10 protein-coding genes are annotated in these 17427 nt (G+C 52.6%); 8 read left to right on the forward strand and 2 right to left on the reverse strand.

Going from position 1 to position 17427, the window contains the following annotated elements; genetic code table 11:
* Nucleotides 1–234: 234 nt before the first annotated feature.
* The 5 genes from purL (at nucleotide 235) to glnB (ending at nucleotide 8728) form a co-directional block, all read left to right on the forward strand.
* Nucleotides 235–4122 (forward strand): phosphoribosylformylglycinamidine synthase, encoded by a 3888-nt coding sequence (gene purL, locus ATB02_RS09060; RefSeq protein WP_105271439.1) that lies wholly within the window; start codon nucleotides 235–237, stop codon nucleotides 4120–4122.
* Nucleotides 4123–4699: 577 nt separating this feature from the next.
* Nucleotides 4700–6127, forward strand: a complete 1428-nt coding sequence (gene qseE / locus ATB02_RS09065) for a two component system sensor histidine kinase QseE/GlrK (RefSeq protein WP_001353026.1) — start codon at nucleotides 4700–4702, stop codon at nucleotides 6125–6127.
* Nucleotides 6128–6291: 164 nt separating this feature from the next.
* Nucleotides 6292–7005 carry a two-component system QseEF-associated lipoprotein QseG gene (gene qseG / locus ATB02_RS09070; RefSeq protein WP_105271440.1) on the forward strand — a complete coding sequence of 238 codons (714 nt, stop codon included), beginning with the start codon at nucleotides 6292–6294 and terminating at the stop codon, nucleotides 7003–7005.
* Complete coding sequence (gene glrR / locus ATB02_RS09075; protein ID WP_012599921.1) at nucleotides 6995–8329, forward strand: two-component system response regulator GlrR; 1335 nt, start codon at nucleotides 6995–6997, stop codon at nucleotides 8327–8329. The genes qseG and glrR overlap by 11 nt, the downstream gene beginning before the upstream one ends.
* Before the next feature lie 60 nt (nucleotides 8330–8389).
* Nucleotides 8390–8728: a nitrogen regulatory protein P-II gene (gene glnB, locus ATB02_RS09080; protein WP_105271441.1), complete on the forward strand. Its 339-nt coding sequence runs from the start codon at nucleotides 8390–8392 to the stop codon at nucleotides 8726–8728.
* Between the two features lie 43 nt (nucleotides 8729–8771).
* Here glnB and hmpA read toward each other — a convergent pair whose 3' ends face one another.
* Complete coding sequence (gene hmpA / locus ATB02_RS09085) at nucleotides 8772–9962, reverse strand: NO-inducible flavohemoprotein (RefSeq protein ID WP_105271442.1); 1191 nt, start codon at nucleotides 9960–9962, stop codon at nucleotides 8772–8774.
* A 327-nt stretch (nucleotides 9963–10289) separates the two neighbouring features.
* Between hmpA and glyA the strand changes: the two genes are divergently transcribed.
* On the forward strand, nucleotides 10290–11543 hold the full coding sequence (gene glyA / locus ATB02_RS09090; RefSeq protein WP_000919159.1) for a serine hydroxymethyltransferase: 1254 nt from the start codon (nucleotides 10290–10292) through the stop codon (nucleotides 11541–11543).
* Nucleotides 11544–11740: 197 nt separating this feature from the next.
* Here the strand turns inward: glyA and ATB02_RS09095 are convergent, their stop codons facing one another.
* Nucleotides 11741–12934 carry an ROK family protein gene (locus ATB02_RS09095; protein WP_001354820.1) on the reverse strand — a complete coding sequence of 398 codons (1194 nt, stop codon included), beginning with the start codon at nucleotides 12932–12934 and terminating at the stop codon, nucleotides 11741–11743.
* 117 nt (nucleotides 12935–13051) lie between these two features.
* Between ATB02_RS09095 and ATB02_RS09100 the strand changes: the two genes are divergently transcribed.
* Both ATB02_RS09100 and ATB02_RS09105 read left to right on the forward strand, forming a co-directional pair.
* Complete coding sequence (locus ATB02_RS09100; protein WP_105271443.1) at nucleotides 13052–16333, forward strand: DUF5107 domain-containing protein; 3282 nt, start codon at nucleotides 13052–13054, stop codon at nucleotides 16331–16333.
* 96 nt (nucleotides 16334–16429) lie between these two features.
* A complete protein-coding gene (locus ATB02_RS09105; protein WP_032184901.1) occupies nucleotides 16430–17413 on the forward strand; it encodes a substrate-binding domain-containing protein in 984 nt (327 codons plus the stop codon).
* Nucleotides 17414–17427 lie beyond the last annotated feature (14 nt).

Here is a 17427-nt window from a genome sequence, read left to right on the forward strand (position 1 = left end):
GCATCCCAGCTTGAAAAAACGTAATAATAGTGAAAGGTTTACTCATAAATGAGCGGCATTTTGCGTAAACCAGCGCCAGTTGGCAACTTATTACAGCCATTGGCGGCACGCGTTGCTAATTCACAATGGTGATTTTATTTCCACGCAAACGGTTTCGTCAGCGCATCAGATTCTTTATAATGACGCCCGTTTCCCCCCCTTGGGTACACCGAAAGCTTAGAAGACGAGAGACTTATGATGGAAATTCTGCGTGGTTCGCCTGCATTGTCGGCATTCCGAATCAACAAACTGCTGGCACGTTTTCAGGCTGCCAGGCTCCCGGTTCACAATATTTACGCCGAGTATGTCCATTTTGCTGACCTCAATGCGCCGTTAAACGATGATGAGCACGCACAACTTGAACGCCTGCTGAAATATGGCCCGGCACTCGCCAGCCACGCCCCGCAAGGCAAACTCCTGCTGGTGACTCCGCGTCCTGGTACCATCTCTCCCTGGTCTTCGAAAGCGACCGATATCGCCCATAACTGCGGGCTGCAACAGGTAAACCGCCTTGAGCGCGGCGTTGCTTACTATATAGAAGCCGGTACGCTGACCCATCAACAATGGCAGCAGGTGACCGCTGAACTGCACGACCGCATGATGGAAACGGTCTTTTCTGCTTTAGATGATGCAGAGCAGCTGTTTGCACACCATCAACCGACTCCGGTCACCAGCGTTGATTTGCTGGGGCAGGGCCGTCAGGCGCTAATCGACGCTAACCTGCGTCTTGGCCTGGCACTGGCGGAAGATGAAATTGACTATCTGCAGGATGCGTTCACAAAGCTGGGTCGTAACCCGAACGACATCGAGCTGTATATGTTCGCCCAGGCGAACTCTGAGCACTGCCGTCATAAAATTTTTAACGCCGACTGGATTATCGACGGTGAACAGCAACCGAAATCGCTGTTCAAGATGATCAAAAACACCTTCGAAACCACGCCGGATCACGTTCTCTCGGCTTATAAAGATAACGCCGCCGTAATGGAAGGTTCTGAAGTGGGCCGCTACTTTGCTGACCACGAAACGGGCCGCTACGATTTCCATCAGGAACCGGCGCACATCCTGATGAAAGTCGAAACCCACAACCACCCAACGGCGATTTCTCCGTGGCCGGGGGCGGCAACCGGTTCCGGTGGCGAAATTCGCGATGAAGGTGCCACCGGCCGCGGCGCGAAGCCGAAAGCTGGCCTGGTCGGTTTCTCCGTATCCAACCTGCGTATTCCTGGCTTTGAACAACCGTGGGAAGAAGATTTCGGTAAGCCTGAGCGCATTGTCACCGCGCTGGACATCATGACAGAAGGTCCGCTGGGCGGCGCGGCATTTAACAACGAATTTGGTCGTCCGGCACTGAACGGCTACTTCCGTACCTATGAAGAAAAAGTGAATAGCCACAACGGCGAAGAGCTGCGCGGGTATCACAAACCGATCATGCTGGCGGGTGGGATCGGCAACATTCGCGCCGATCACGTACAAAAAGGCGAGATCAACGTCGGTGCGAAACTGGTCGTTCTCGGCGGCCCGGCAATGAACATCGGTCTTGGCGGCGGCGCGGCCTCTTCCATGGCCTCCGGCCAGTCTGACGCGGATCTCGATTTCGCGTCCGTTCAGCGCGATAACCCGGAAATGGAACGTCGTTGCCAGGAAGTGATCGACCGCTGCTGGCAGCTTGGCGACGCGAACCCGATTCTGTTTATCCACGACGTCGGCGCAGGCGGTCTTTCTAACGCCATGCCGGAGCTGGTGAGCGACGGCGGACGCGGCGGTAAATTTGAACTGCGCGATATCCTGAGCGACGAACCGGGCATGAGCCCGCTGGAAATCTGGTGTAACGAATCCCAGGAACGCTACGTGCTGGCCGTTGCTGCCGATCAGTTACCGCTGTTTGACGAACTGTGTAAGCGTGAGCGCGCACCGTACGCGGTGATTGGTGAGGCCACCGAAGAATTACATCTTTCTCTGCACGATCGTCATTTTGATAATCAACCCATCGATCTGCCGCTCGACGTTCTACTTGGCAAAACGCCGAAGATGACCCGCGATGTGCAAACGCTGAAAGCGAAAGGCGACGCGCTGGCCCGTGAAGGGATCACCATCGCTGACGCGGTGAAACGTGTGTTACATCTGCCGACTGTGGCGGAGAAAACCTTTCTGGTGACCATCGGCGATCGCAGCGTAACCGGCATGGTGGCGCGCGATCAGATGGTGGGTCCGTGGCAGGTGCCGGTCGCTAACTGCGCAGTCACTACCGCCAGCCTCGACAGCTACTACGGTGAAGCGATGGCAATAGGCGAACGTGCGCCAGTTGCACTGCTGGATTTCGCCGCTTCTGCCCGCCTGGCGGTCGGTGAAGCGTTAACTAACATCGCCGCTACGCAGATTGGCGATATCAAACGCATTAAACTTTCCGCTAACTGGATGGCGGCAGCAGGTCATCCAGGTGAAGACGCGGGCCTGTATGAAGCCGTTAAAGCGGTGGGCGAAGAGCTTTGTCCGGCGCTGGGCCTGACGATTCCGGTGGGTAAAGACTCCATGTCGATGAAAACCCGCTGGCAGGAAGGTAGCGAAGAGCGCGAAATGACGTCGCCGCTGTCGCTGGTGATTTCTGCATTTGCCCGCGTGGAAGATGTGCGTCACACCATCACGCCGCAGCTTTCTACCGAAGATAACGCACTGCTGCTGATTGATCTGGGCAAAGGCAATAACGCGCTGGGTGCAACGGCGCTGGCGCAGGTTTATCGTCAGCTTGGCGACAAACCGGCAGATGTACGCGATGTCGCGCAACTGAAAGGCTTCTATGACGCGATTCAGGCGCTGGTTGCACAGCGTAAGCTGCTCGCGTACCACGACCGCTCTGACGGTGGCCTGCTGGTGACGCTGGCGGAAATGGCGTTTGCCGGTCATTGCGGTATTGAAGCGGATATCGCCTCTCTGGGCGACGATCGCCTGGCGGCGTTGTTTAACGAAGAACTGGGTGCGGTGATTCAGGTTCGAGCCGCTGACCGTGAAGCAGTTGAAGCGGTACTGGCACAGCATGGGCTTGCTGATTGCGTCCATTATGTTGGGCAGGCGGTTTCCGGTGACCGTTTTGTAATTACCGCCAACGGGCAGACTGTATTCAGCGAAAGCCGCACCACGTTGCGTGTCTGGTGGGCAGAAACTACCTGGCAGATGCAGCGCCTGCGTGACAATCCGGAGTGTGCCGATCAGGAACATCAGGCGAAATCTAACGACGCCGATCCGGGCCTGAATGTGAAACTGTCGTTTGATATCAACGAAGATGTGGCAGCACCGTATATTGCCACTGGTGCGCGTCCGAAAGTTGCCGTGCTGCGTGAGCAGGGGGTGAACTCGCATGTTGAAATGGCGGCAGCTTTCCACCGTGCAGGCTTCGATGCAATCGATGTGCATATGAGCGACCTGCTGGCTGGACGCACGGGCCTGGAGGATTTCCACGCTCTGGTAGCGTGCGGCGGTTTCTCCTACGGTGATGTGCTGGGTGCTGGTGAAGGCTGGGCGAAGTCTATCCTGTTCAATGACCGTGTACGCGATGAGTTTGCAACCTTCTTCCACCGTCCGCAAACGCTGGCGCTGGGGGTATGTAACGGTTGCCAGATGATGTCTAACCTACGCGAACTGATCCCAGGTAGCGAGTTGTGGCCACGTTTCGTGCGTAACACCTCCGATCGCTTTGAAGCGCGTTTCAGCCTGGTAGAAGTGACCCAAAGCCCGTCTCTGCTGTTGCAAGGGATGGTGGGTTCGCAGATGCCGATTGCTGTCTCTCACGGCGAAGGGCGCGTGGAAGTGCGCGATGCGGCGCATCTGGCGGCACTGGAAAGCAAAGGGCTGGTGGCACTGCGCTATGTCGATAACTTCGGCAAAGTCACTGAAACCTACCCGGCTAACCCGAACGGTTCTCCGAATGGTATTACGGCGGTCACGACTGAAAGTGGTCGAGTCACCATTATGATGCCGCACCCGGAACGTGTTTTCCGTACTGTCAGTAACTCCTGGCATCCGGAAAACTGGGGCGAGGATGGCCCATGGATGCGTATTTTCCGCAATGCGCGTAAGCAGTTGGGGTAAGTCGTCAAACTATTGGTTTTGCTGACCGGATGTGGCATTCACGCCGCATCCGGCATTAAACGCCGACCTCTATCATAAGCTCCCAGCTCCGGGAGCTTTTTTTTGTGTCTGTAAATCACGACAATGGGTGGTTTACCGTGTCGCTTTTTGGCGACATTTAATTGATTGATTTTATTTGGATCTAATAAATTTATCTTAAGCTGTCTCTTTTTAGCGACACAATGGCTGATTTACAGCCAAATAGCGAAGAAGTCATAAATCCATCAAAACAACGTATAATCAGTACGTTATCAAACTATTTTATTTATTGGCACAGTTACTGCATAATAGTAATCAGTGGCTCATTCACCGACTTATGTCAGCCCCTTCGGGACGTGCTACATAAAATTCGAATGACGCACAACAAGGTGCCTGCCGTCCAACTTCTGATATCAGCTTAGCTATATCAACCCTCGGGCGAAACGTCGAGTTAGGCACCGCCTTATTCCATAACAAAGCCGGGTCATTCCCGGCTTTGTTGTATCTGAACTTCCCCTCGGTTAGCATCAGGCTATTCGCGTCTGACGAGAGTAACACCTTGAAACGCTGGCCCGTTTTTCCCCGCTCATTACGACAACTGGTAATGCTGGCATTTTTGCTGATTCTGCTACCCCTGTTGGTGCTGGCATGGCAAGCCTGGCAAAGCCTGAATGCGCTTAGCGATCAGGCGGCGCTGGTTAACCGCACTACGCTTATTGATGCCCGGCGCAGTGAAGCGATGACCAACGCGGCGCTGGAGATGGAGCGTAGCTACCGTCAGTATTGCGTGCTGGACGACCCAACTCTGGCGAAGGTTTATCAAAGCCAGCGCAAGCGTTACAGCGAAATGCTCGATGCCCACGCAGGCGTACTGCCGGACGATAAACTTTACCAGGCATTGCGTCAGGATTTGAACAATCTGGCTCAACTTCAGTGTAACAACAGCGGTCCCGATGCTGCTGCCGCCGCGCGTCTGGAAGCCTTTGCCAGTGCCAATACCGAAATGGTACAGGCCACGCGCACAGTGGTGTTCTCTCGCGGACAGCAGCTTCAGCGTGAAATCGCCGAACGTGGGCAATATTTTGGTTGGCAATCGCTGGTGTTATTTCTGGTAAGTCTGGTGATGGTACTGCTCTTCACGCGGATGATTATCGGCCCGGTGAAAAATATTGAACGGATGATCAACCGTCTGGGGGAAGGGCGTTCTCTGGGCAATAGCGTTTCGTTCAGTGGACCGAGTGAGTTACGCTCGGTTGGTCAACGTATTCTTTGGTTAAGCGAGCGCCTCTCATGGCTGGAGTCCCAGCGCCATCAATTCTTAAGACATTTATCTCATGAATTAAAGACCCCGCTGGCGAGTATGCGAGAGGGCACTGAATTACTGGCTGACCAGGTTGTCGGGCCGCTTACGCCCGAGCAAAAAGAGGTGGTGAGCATCCTTGATAGCAGCAGCCGCAATTTGCAAAAACTGATCGAACAACTGCTTGATTACAACCGTAAACAGGCGGACGGTGCAGTGGAACTGGAGAGTGTAGAGTTAGCACCGCTGGTGGAAATGGTGGTTTCTGCTCATAGCCTGCCCGCACGGGCTAAAATGATGCATACCGACGTCGATCTCAAAGCAACTGCTTGCCTGGCGGAGCCAATGCTGCTGATGAGCGTACTGGATAATCTTTACTCCAATGCGGTGCACTACGGGGCTGAATCCGGTAACATTTGCCTTCGCAGCAGTTTACATGGCGCGCGGGTTTATATTGATGTCATCAATACGGGCACACCAATTCCGCAAGAGGAACGCGCCATGATCTTCGAACCCTTTTTTCAGGGAAGCCACCAGCGAAAAGGGGCGGTGAAGGGCAGCGGTCTGGGATTAAGCATTGCCAGGGATTGTATTCGCCGTATGCAGGGGGAACTGTATCTGGTCGACGAGAGCGGGCAAGAGGTTTGCTTCCGCATTGAATTACCGTCGTCGAAAAACACGAAATAATGTTAAGAGCCTATCCCATCAGGCTATTTTATTTGCCAGTTTGGCCCCGTGCAGTGCTCGAAATCCTTACGTACTACGTGTACGCTCCGGTTTCTCCGCGCTGTCCATGTCCAAACTGCCTGCAACAATTACGCCCACTGGGATAGGTTTTAAGTCTGGTGAATATGCGACACATTTTTCAACGATTATTGCCCCGACGGCTATGGCTGGCAGGGCTGCCATGTCTGGCATTGCTGGGTTGCGTGCAGAGTCACAATAAGCCAGCTATTGATACGCCAGCAGAAGAAAAAATTCCGGTTTATCAACTGGCTGACTATCTTTCTACTGAATGTAGCGACATCTGGGCACTGCAAGGTAAATCAACCGAAACCAATCCGCTTTACTGGCTGCGGGCGATGGATTGTGCTGATCGTTTAATGCCTGCGCAGTCGCGTCAGCAAGCACGCCAATATGACGACGGCAGCTGGCAAAATATCTTCAAACAAGGGATTTTGCTCGCTGACGCCAAAATTACGCCTTATGAGCGCCGCCAGCTGGTCGCGCGCATTGATGCGTTAAGTACCGAGATCCCGGCACAGGTTCGCCCACTGTATCAACTCTGGCGCGACGGTCAGGCGCTGCAACTGCAGCTGGCGGAAGAGCGCCAACGCTACAGCAAACTCCAGCAGTCCAGCGACAGCGAACTGGATACTTTGCGCCAGCAACATCACGTTCTACAACAGCAACTGGAACTCACTACCCGCAAGCTGGAAAACCTGACCGATATTGAACGCCAGCTCTCGACCCGCAAACCGGCTGGCAATTTCTCGCCGGATACGCCGCACGAGAGTGAAAATCCCGTGCCATCTACCCATGAGGTCACTCCTGATGAGCCATAAACCTGCGCATTTATTACTGGTCGATGACGATCCAGGATTGCTGAAACTGCTTGGCTTGCGTCTGACCAGCGAAGGCTACAGCGTGGTCACGGCAGAAAGTGGAGCTGAAGGATTGCGGGTACTGAATCGCGAAAAAGTAGATTTAGTCATCAGCGACCTGCGGATGGATGAAATGGACGGTATGCAGTTGTTTGCCGAAATCCAGAAAGTGCAGCCGGGAATGCCGGTAATTATTCTTACCGCCCATGGTTCCATTCCCGATGCCGTTGCCGCGACACAGCAGGGCGTGTTCAGTTTCCTCACCAAGCCTGTCGATAAAGACGCGCTGTATCAGGCAATTGACGATGCTCTGGAGCAATCAGCTCCCACTACCGACGAACGCTGGCGCGAGGCGATTGTCACTCGCAGCCCGCTGATGCTGCGTTTGCTGGAACAGGCGAGGCTGGTGGCGCAGTCAGATGTTAGCGTTTTGATTAACGGTCAGAGCGGTACCGGGAAAGAGATTTTTGCCCAGGCGATCCACAACGCCAGCCCGCGCAACAGCAAACCGTTTATTGCTATTAACTGTGGCGCATTGCCCGAGCAATTGCTGGAGTCGGAGCTGTTTGGTCATGCGCGTGGCGCGTTTACTGGCGCTGTCAGCAATCGCGAAGGCTTATTCCAGGCTGCAGAAGGCGGTACGCTGTTTCTCGATGAGATTGGCGACATGCCCGCACCGTTGCAGGTCAAACTGCTACGCGTGTTGCAGGAGCGCAAAGTGCGCCCGCTGGGCAGCAACCGCGATATTGATATCGACGTGCGGATTATTTCCGCCACTCACCGTGACCTGCCAAAGGCGATGGCGCGCGGGGAATTCCGTGAAGATCTCTACTATCGCCTCAACGTTGTCAGTCTGAAAATTCCGGCATTGGCGGAGCGCACAGAAGACATTCCGCTACTGGCAAACCACTTATTGCGCCAGGCGGCAGAGCGACATAAACCGTTTGTCCGCGCATTCTCCACCGATGCAATGAAACGACTGATGACCGCGAGCTGGCCGGGTAATGTGCGCCAGTTGGTCAACGTGATTGAACAGTGCGTGGCGCTAACATCATCTCCGGTGATTAGTGATGCGTTAGTCGAGCAGGCGCTGGAGGGCGAAAATACGGCTCTGCCAACCTTTGTTGAGGCGCGTAATCAGTTTGAACTCAACTACTTGCGTAAGCTGCTGCAAATCACCAAAGGTAATGTCACCCACGCGGCGAGAATGGCGGGGCGCAACCGGACAGAATTTTATAAACTGCTTTCCCGACACGAGCTGGATGCAAACGATTTCAAGGAATGAATTGGCGTTATGTGTTACGTTTAGCAGATCAAAAGACAGGCGACCTTTTCAAGGAATAGCATGAAAAAGATTGATGCGATTATTAAACCCTTCAAGCTGGACGATGTCCGCGAAGCACTGGCTGAAGTCGGCATTACCGGCATGACGGTCACCGAGGTGAAAGGTTTTGGCCGCCAGAAAGGCCATACCGAGCTGTATCGCGGCGCGGAGTATATGGTGGATTTTCTGCCGAAAGTGAAAATTGAGATTGTCGTGCCGGACGACATTGTCGATATCTGCGTAGATACGATTATTCTCACGGCGCAAACCGGCAAAATCGGTGACGGTAAAATTTTCGTCTTTGACGTGGCACGGGTCATTCGTATCCGTACTGGCGAAGAGGACGACGCGGCAATTTAAACCGCGTCAGGGTTGCCGGATGTCTCCATCCGGCAACCTCAAATCACAGCACTTTATGCGGGCCAAAGCATTCGTAATGAATGTTTTCCTGTTTCACACCCAGGTCCACTAACTGTTTCGCGGCAAACTGCATGAAGCCAACCGGGCCGCAGAGATAGAACTGCATTGTCGGATCGCTGAACGCACCTTCCAGTTTGCTCAAATCCATCAGACCTTCACTATCAAACTGACCTTTAGCGCGATCGGCTTCGCTCGGCTGACGATACCAGGTGTGCGCGGTAAAGCGTGGCAGTGCTTGCCCCAGTTCCTTAACTTCATCGGCAAAGGCATGAACATCGCCATTTTCTGCCGCATGGAACCAGTTTACCTGAGCGCTATGACCTGCTTTTGCCAGCGTGTCGAGCATTGCCAGCATTGGTGTTTGACCGACACCGGCAGAGATTAACGTCACCGGCGTGTCATCTGCGACAGCCATAAAGAAATCACCTGCCGGAGCGACCAGTTTCACGACATCGCCAACGTTGGCGTGATTGTGTAACCAGTTTGATACCTGCCCACCCTCTTCGCGTTTCACTGCAATACGATAGCCTTTGCCATCCGGTTTGCGCGTCAAAGAGTACTGACGAATTTCCTGATGTGGGAAACCTTCCGGCTTCAGCCAGACGCCGAGATATTGCCCTGGACGGTATTCCGCCACTGCGCCGCCGTCCACCGGCTCAAGTTCGAAACTGGTGATAAGCGTGCTGCGCGGTGTTTTAGCTACAATGCGGAAATCGCGAGTACCTTCCCAGCCACCGGCTTTGCTGGCGTTTTCGTTATAGATTTCCGCCTCGCGATTAATAAATACATTAGCCAGTACGCCATAGGCTTTACCCCACGCGTCCAGTACTTCCTGGCCCGGGCTGAACATTTCGTCCAGCGTCGCCAACAGGTGTTCACCGACGATATTGTATTGTTCCGGTTTGATCTGGAAGCTGGTGTGTTTCTGAGCGATTTTTTCTACCGCTGGTAACAGCGCAGGCAGGTTTTCAATATTGCTGGCGTAGGCGGCAATAGCGTTAAACAGGGCTTCACGTTGATCGCCATTACGCTGGTTACTCATGTTAAAAATTTCTTTGAGTTCTGGGTTATGAGTAAACATACGGTCGTAGAAATGGGCGGTTAACTTTGGCCCTGTTTCCACCAGTAAAGGGATGGTGGCTTTTACTGTAGCGATGGTTTGAGCGTCAAGCATATGGTCTTCCTTTTTTTGCATCTTAATTGATGTATCTCAAATGCATCTTATAAAAAATAGCCCTGCAATGTAAATGGTTCTTTGGTGTTTTTCATGAAGAATGTGATGAAGTGAAAAATTTGCATCACAAACCTGAAAAGAAATCCGTTTACGGTTGCAAGCTCTTTATTCTCCAAAGCCTTGCGCAGCCTGAAGGTAATCGTTTGCGTAAATTCCTTTGTCAAGACCTGTTATCGCACAATGATTCGGTTATACTGTTCGCCGTTGTCCAACAGGACCGCCTATAAAGGCCGAAAATTTTATTGTTAGCTGAGTCAGGAGATGCGGATGTTAAAGCGTGAAATGAACATTGCCGATTATGATGCCGAACTGTGGCAGGCTATGGAGCAGGAAAAAGTACGTCAGGAAGAGCACATCGAACTGATCGCCTCCGAAAACTACACCAGCCCGCGCGTAATGCAGGCGCAGGGTTCTCAGCTGACCAACAAATATGCTGAAGGTTATCCGGGCAAACGCTACTACGGCGGTTGCGAGTATGTTGATATCGTTGAACAACTGGCGATCGATCGCGCGAAAGAACTGTTCGGCGCTGACTACGCTAACGTCCAGCCGCACTCCGGCTCCCAGGCGAACTTTGCGGTCTACACCGCGCTGCTGGAACCCGGCGACACCGTTCTGGGTATGAACCTGGCGCATGGCGGTCACCTGACTCACGGTTCTCCGGTTAACTTCTCCGGTAAACTGTACAACATCGTTCCTTACGGTATCGATGCTACCGGTCATATCGACTACGCCGATCTGGAAAAACAAGCCAAAGAACACAAGCCGAAAATGATCATCGGTGGCTTCTCTGCATATTCCGGCGTGGTTGACTGGGCGAAAATGCGTGAAATCGCTGACAGCATCGGTGCTTACCTGTTCGTTGATATGGCGCACGTTGCGGGACTGGTCGCTGCTGGCGTCTACCCGAACCCGGTTCCTCATGCTCACGTAGTGACTACCACCACTCACAAAACCCTGGCGGGTCCGCGCGGCGGCCTGATCCTGGCGAAAGGCGGTAGCGAAGAACTGTACAAAAAACTGAACTCTGCCGTTTTCCCTGGTGGTCAGGGCGGCCCGTTGATGCACGTAATCGCTGGTAAAGCGGTTGCTCTGAAAGAAGCGATGGAACCTGAGTTCAAAACTTACCAACAGCAGGTCGCGAAAAACGCTAAAGCGATGGTAGAAGTATTCCTGGAGCGCGGTTACAAAGTGGTTTCCGGCGGTACTGATAACCACCTGTTCCTGGTTGATCTGGTTGATAAAAACCTGACCGGTAAAGAAGCTGACGCCGCTCTGGGCCGTGCTAACATCACCGTCAACAAAAACAGCGTACCGAACGATCCGAAGAGCCCGTTTGTAACCTCCGGTATTCGCGTGGGTACTCCGGCGATTACACGTCGTGGCTTTAAAGAAGCCGAAGCGAAAGAACTGGCTGGCTGGATGTGTGACGTGCTGGACAGCATCAATGATGAAGCCGTTATCGAGCGCATCAAAGGTAAAGTTCTCGACATCTGCGCACGTTATCCGGTTTACGCATAAGCGAAACGGTGATTTGCTGACAATGTGCTCGTTGTTCATGCCGGATGCGGCGTGAACGCCTTATCCGGCCTACAAATTATTGCAAATTCAAGATATTGCAATCTCCGTGTAGGCCTGATAAGCGTAGCGCATCAGGCATTTTTTCGTTTGTGATCATCAAGGCTTCCTTAGGGAAGCCTTGTTACGTTATCGCGTCATCAAATCTGTCGTAACTGCGCCTCAACATACAAATAGCCAATCCCCAGCACCTGTTGTGCGCGGCTTAATTGCCCAAAGCCAATTTGCGTCGCTTTCACGCTCGGTCCTTCGTCACGGTCGAACGGGTTAAATCCTGTCTGGCGAATAATGGAATTAAGCCAGTTCTCACCAAAGGCGCAGCTGCGACCATACAGCCAAATCTGATTAATATTGAGGATATTGAGGAAGTTATACAGACTCAAACCAATGGCGTTGGCACTGCGGTCAACCCAGCTGGTGATCCACGGTTCTCCACTCTGCCAGGCAGCGATTAATTGTGCGGTTGTCAATTTTTCAGGATCAAGCTGAGTATTCACCGGTTGTGATTTTAGCCATACTCGCGCCTGTTTTTTTAATGCGCTTAACGAGGCGACGGTTTCCAGGCAGCCATAACGTCCACAGTCGCAGGCGACGCCATCCGGATTAACGATGGTGTGACCAATCTGTCCGCTACCATACAAACTGCCGCGATAAATTTGCTCGTTAATCACGAATGACGAGCCAATACCGTAATCAACGTTGATCACGCAGAAATCCCGTCCTTGCGAATTATTTTGCCATTTCTCCGCCAGCGCCAGCATCACGCAGTCATTATCGACCATCACCCGAATGCCCAGCTTCTCTTCCAGCAGATACTTCACCTCAACCGGCGTTGTCCACGGCGCTTGCGGCATGGTTTGCGACACGCCAGTCACTGGATCAACCTGACCGTGGATAGCCAGCGCCAGGTTGATGGTACGGTCTGGCCACAGTTTACGATGGCGATGCCAGCATTTTTCGATTTCGGACAACAGAGCCTGCGGTGTCGGTGCATCAATCTGAAAATATTCAAATTCGCCTTTCGGACTTAAACAGGCATTAGCGACCTGACACTCAATGCTGGTGGGCGTCACGTTCAGGCACAGCGTCCAGTCACCTTCCGGCGCGATCAGCCATGTACCGCTACTGTGCCCGCGCGTCTGGCTTTCATCGTCGATATTCACCACCCGTTTTTCGCTTTCCAGCTCCTGCAAAATATTACTGACTGCCGGAATCGAAATTTGCGCCAGCCGGGCCAGCGTTGATTTATTGGCGCGCTTTTGCCGGTACAGCAGTTCCAGAATCACGCATTTGTTATGGTGGCGGATCTGTTGATTGTTAATGCAGGCTCTCATCTTCACTAAACCTTGTTTAGTTAATTGCGTGATTATTCCGCGAAAACATTGCCAGATTGTTCAATACACTGCCACAAATCTTTTAATTCAGTATGTCTTGTTAATATTGAGGGCACCATGACTCCAGTAAAAGTGTGGCAAGAGCGCGTTGAGATCCCGACTTATGAAACAGGTCCGCAGGATATACACCCTATGTTCCTGGAAAATCGCGTTTATCAGGGATCGTCCGGTGCGGTTTATCCCTACGGCGTGACCGATACGCTGAGCGAGCAGAAAGTCCTGAAATCCTGGCAAGCGGTGTGGCTGGAAAACGACTATATCAAAGTGATGATCCTGCCGGAGTTGGGCGGTCGGGTGCATCGCGCGTGGGATAAAGTGAAACAGCGCGATTTTGTCTATCACAATGAGGTGATTAAACCGGCGCTGGTAGGGCTATTGGGGCCGTGGATTTCGGGCGGGATTGAGTTTAACTGGCCACAACACCATCGCCCGACTACCTTTATGCCCGTTGATTTCACCATCGAAGCCCATGAAGACGGCGCACAGACGGTGTGGGTCGGCGAAACGGAGCCGATGCACGGTTTACAGGTGATGACCGGTTTCACACTACGCCCTGACCGGGCGGCGCTGGAGATTGCCAGTCGCGTCTATAACGGCAATGCCACGCCGCGTCATTTCTTGTGGTGGGCTAACCCGGCAGTGAAAGGTGGCGAAGGGCATCAGAGCGTTTTCCCGCCGGATGTAACGGCGGTGTTTGATCACGGCAAACGGGCTGTTTCAGCTTTCCCTATCGCTACCGGCACTTACTACAAAGTGGACTACTCCGCCGGAGTGGATATTTCTCGCTATAAAAATGTGCCAGTGCCGACTTCGTATATGGCCGAAAAATCGCAGTACGATTTTGTTGGCGCATGGTGTCACGATGAAGATGGCGGTTTGCTACACGTTGCCAATCACCACATCGCGCCAGGTAAAAAACAGTGGAGCTGGGGACACAGTGAATTCGGCCAGGCGTGGGATAAGAGCCTGACCGACAATAACGGCCCGTATATCGAACTGATGACGGGTATTTTTGCCGATAACCAGCCCGATTTTACTTGGCTTGATGCTTACGAAGAGAAGCGTTTCGAGCAGTATTTCCTGCCTTATCATTCTCTGGGCATGGTGCAAAACGCCTCCCGCGATGCGGTGATTAAACTCCAGCGTAGCGAGCGGGGGATTGAGTGGGGGCTGTATGCCATCTCCCCGTTGAAAGGATGCCGCCTGGCGATCCGCGAAATCGGCAAATGCAACGCGTTACTCGACGATGCCGTGGCTCTGACGCCAGCGACCGCCATTCAGGGCGTGTTGCATGGTATCAATCCTGACAGACTAACCATTGAACTCTCCGATGCCGATGGCAATATCGTACTGAGTTATCAGGAACATCAGCCACAAGAGTTGCCGTTGCCGGACGTCGCCAAAGCGCCACTGGCAGCACAAGAGATTACCAGTACAGATGAAGCCTGGTTTATCGGTCAGCATCTGGAGCAATATCATCATGCCAGCCGTTCACCGTTCGATTACTACCTGCGCGGTGTGGCGCTGGATCAGCTGGATTATCGCTGTAACCTGGCGTTGGCAATGCTGGAATATAACCGCGCCGATTACCCACAAGCGGTGGCGTATGCCACTCAGGCGCTGAAACGCGCACATGTGCTGAACAAAAACCCGCAGTGCGGACAGGCGAGTTTGATTCGCGCCAGTGCTTACGAACGTCAGGGGCAATATCAACAAGCCGAAGAGGATTTCTGGCGTGCGGTCTGGAGCGGAAACAGTAAAGCCGGTGGCTATTATGGTCTGGCACGACTGGCGGCGCGTAATGGTCACTTCGACACTGGTCTGGATTTTTGCCAACAAAGTCTTCGCGCCTGCCCAACCAATCAGGAAGTGCTTTGCCTGCATAACCTGCTGCTGGTGTTAAGTGGTCGTCAGGACAACGCGTGTTTGCAGCGAGAGAAGTTGCTGCGTGATTATCCGCTGAACGCCACTCTGTGGTGGCTGACCTGGTTCGATGGTCGTAGCGAATCTGCCCTCGTACAGTGGCGAGGTCTGTGTCAGGGACGCGACGTTAACGCCCTGATGACCGCCGGGCAACTGATTAACTGGGGCATGCCCGCTCTGGCGGCAGAGATGCTGAACGCACTGGACTGTCAGCGCACGCTACCGCTTTACCTGCAAGCCAGTTTGCTGCCAAAAGCTGAACGCGGAGAACTGGTCGCAAAAGCCATTGATGTTTTCCCGCAGTTTGTCCGTTTCCCTAATACGCTGGAAGAAGTGGCGGCGCTGGAGAGTATCGAAGAGTGCTGGTTTGCCCGGCATTTACTGGCCTGTTTCTACTACAACAAGCGCAGCTACGGCAAAGCAATTGCCTTATGGCAACGTTGCGTTGAGATGTCGCCGGAGTTTGCCGACGGCTGGCGTGGGCTGGCAATCCATGCGTGGAATAAGCAGCATGATTATGAACTGGCCGCGCGTTATCTTGATAGTGCTTATCAGCTTGCGCCGCAGGATGCTCGTCTGCTTTTTGAACGGGATTTGCTGGATAAGTTAACCGGTGCTGCACCAGAAAAACGTCTGGCGCGTCTGGAAGCTAATCTGGAAATCGCCCTGAAACGTGATGACATGACCGCAGAATTGCTCAATTTGTGGCATCTCACTGGTCAGGCCGACAAAGCGGCAGAGATTCTCGCCACGCGTAAATTCCATCCGTGGGAAGGCGGAGAAGGGAAAGTCACCAGTCAGTTTATCCTCAACCAGTTGTTACGTGCCTGGCAATACCTTGATGCCAGACAACCGCAGCAGGCCAGCGAACTGCTTCATGCCGCGCTGCACTATCCGGAGAATTTAAGCGAAGGCCGTTTACCGGGGCAAACTGACAACGACATCTGGTTCTGGCTGGCGATATGTGCCAAAGCCCAGGGCGATGAAACTGCAGCAACGCGCTGTTTACGTCTGGCGGCGACTGGCGATCGCACCATTAACATTCACAGTTATTACAACGATCAACCGGTTGATTATCTCTTCTGGCAAGGGATGGCGTTGCGATTACTGGGCGAACAACAAACCGCACAGCAACTGTTTATTGAAATGAAACAGTGGGCGCAAGAGATGGCGAAAACCAGTATCGAAGCGGATTTCTTTGCCGTCTCGCAACCTGACTTGTTATCGCTGTATGGCGATTTACAACAGCAACATAAAGAAAAATGTCTGATGGTGGCGATGCTGGCGGCTGCGGGATTAGGCGAGATTGCGCAATACGAATCTGCTCGCGCTGAATTGACGGCGATTAATCCAGCCTGGCCGAAAGCGGCATTATTCACCACCGTGATGCCTTTTATTTTTAGCTACGTTCACTAAACACTATTAACTGTAATATTTGAGCGGCACGCGCTGCCGCTCACGCTCAAATAATTAAAATAAGCCGTTGTAAATAAAAACCCTACAGGAGGCACTATGCCTAAAAAAATGAGAACAACCCGTAATCTATTATTAATGGCTACGCTATTAGGTAGCACACTATTTGCCAACGCTGCGGAAAAAGAAATGACCATTGGTGCAATATACCTTGATACCCAGGGATATTACGCCGGAGTGCGCCAGGGCGTTCAGGATGCGGCAAAAGATTCTTCAGTACAGGTACAGTTAATTGAAACTAACGCCCAGGGCGATATTTCGAAAGAAAGTACCTTTGTTGATACCCTCGTGGCGCGTAATGTCGATGCCATTATTTTGTCGGCAGTGTCCGAAAATGGCAGTAGCCGCACCGTTCGCCGCGCCAGTGAGGCGGGTATTCCGGTGATTTGCTACAACACCTGTATTAATCAAAAGGGTGTCGATAAATATGTCTCGGCATATCTGGTTGGCGATCCGCTGGAATTTGGTAAAAAACTGGGTAACGCTGCCGCCGATTATTTTATTGCCAACAAAATTGACCAGCCGAAAATTGCTGTCATCAATTGCGAAGCCTTTGAAGTTTGTGTGCAGCGCCGTAAAGGATTTGAGGAAGTATTAAAAGCCCGCGTTCCCGGCGCGCAAATTGTCGCTAATCAGGAAGGGACTGTTTTAGATAAAGCGATTTCTGTTGGTGAAAAACTGATTATCTCCACGCCAGATCTCAATGCCATTATGGGGGAATCGGGTGGAGCGACACTCGGTGCGGTAAAAGCGGTACGTAATCAAAATCAGGCTGGAAAAATTGCCGTTTTCGGTTCGGATATGACCACTGAAATTGCACAGGAACTGGAAAATAACCAGGTGCTGAAAGCGGTAGTGGATATTTCCGGTAAGAAAATGGGCAATGCTGTTTTCGCGCAAACATTGAAGGTTATCAATAAACAAGCCGACGGTGAAAAAGTGATTCAGGTGCCAATCGATCTCTATACCAAAACGGAAGACGGTAAACAGTGGCTGGCAACGCACGTTGATGGTCTGCCCTAATAGCTGATTCGCAG

Origin of the sequence: Escherichia sp. MOD1-EC5189, assembly GCF_002966045.1 — a bacterium.
GTDB lineage: Bacteria > Pseudomonadota > Gammaproteobacteria > Enterobacterales > Enterobacteriaceae > Escherichia > Escherichia coli_F.

Excerpts from the sequence above, each read along its gene's own strand:
- purL (WP_105271439.1), top strand. The coding sequence starts at position 235 with ATGATGGAAATTCTGCGTGGTTCGCCTGCATTGTCGGCATTCCGAATC.
- qseG (WP_105271440.1), top strand. The coding sequence starts at position 6,292 with ATGCGACACATTTTTCAACGATTATTGCCCCGACGGCTATGGCTGGCA.
- glrR (WP_012599921.1), top strand. The coding sequence starts at position 6,995 with ATGAGCCATAAACCTGCGCATTTATTACTGGTCGATGACGATCCAGGA.
- glnB (WP_105271441.1), top strand. The coding sequence starts at position 8,390 with ATGAAAAAGATTGATGCGATTATTAAACCCTTCAAGCTGGACGATGTC.
- hmpA (WP_105271442.1), bottom strand. The coding sequence starts at position 9,962 with ATGCTTGACGCTCAAACCATCGCTACAGTAAAAGCCACCATCCCTTTA.
- glyA (WP_000919159.1), top strand. The coding sequence starts at position 10,290 with ATGTTAAAGCGTGAAATGAACATTGCCGATTATGATGCCGAACTGTGG.
- ATB02_RS09095 (WP_001354820.1), bottom strand. The coding sequence starts at position 12,934 with ATGAGAGCCTGCATTAACAATCAACAGATCCGCCACCATAACAAATGC.
- ATB02_RS09100 (WP_105271443.1), top strand. The coding sequence starts at position 13,052 with ATGACTCCAGTAAAAGTGTGGCAAGAGCGCGTTGAGATCCCGACTTAT.
- ATB02_RS09105 (WP_032184901.1), top strand. The coding sequence starts at position 16,430 with ATGCCTAAAAAAATGAGAACAACCCGTAATCTATTATTAATGGCTACG.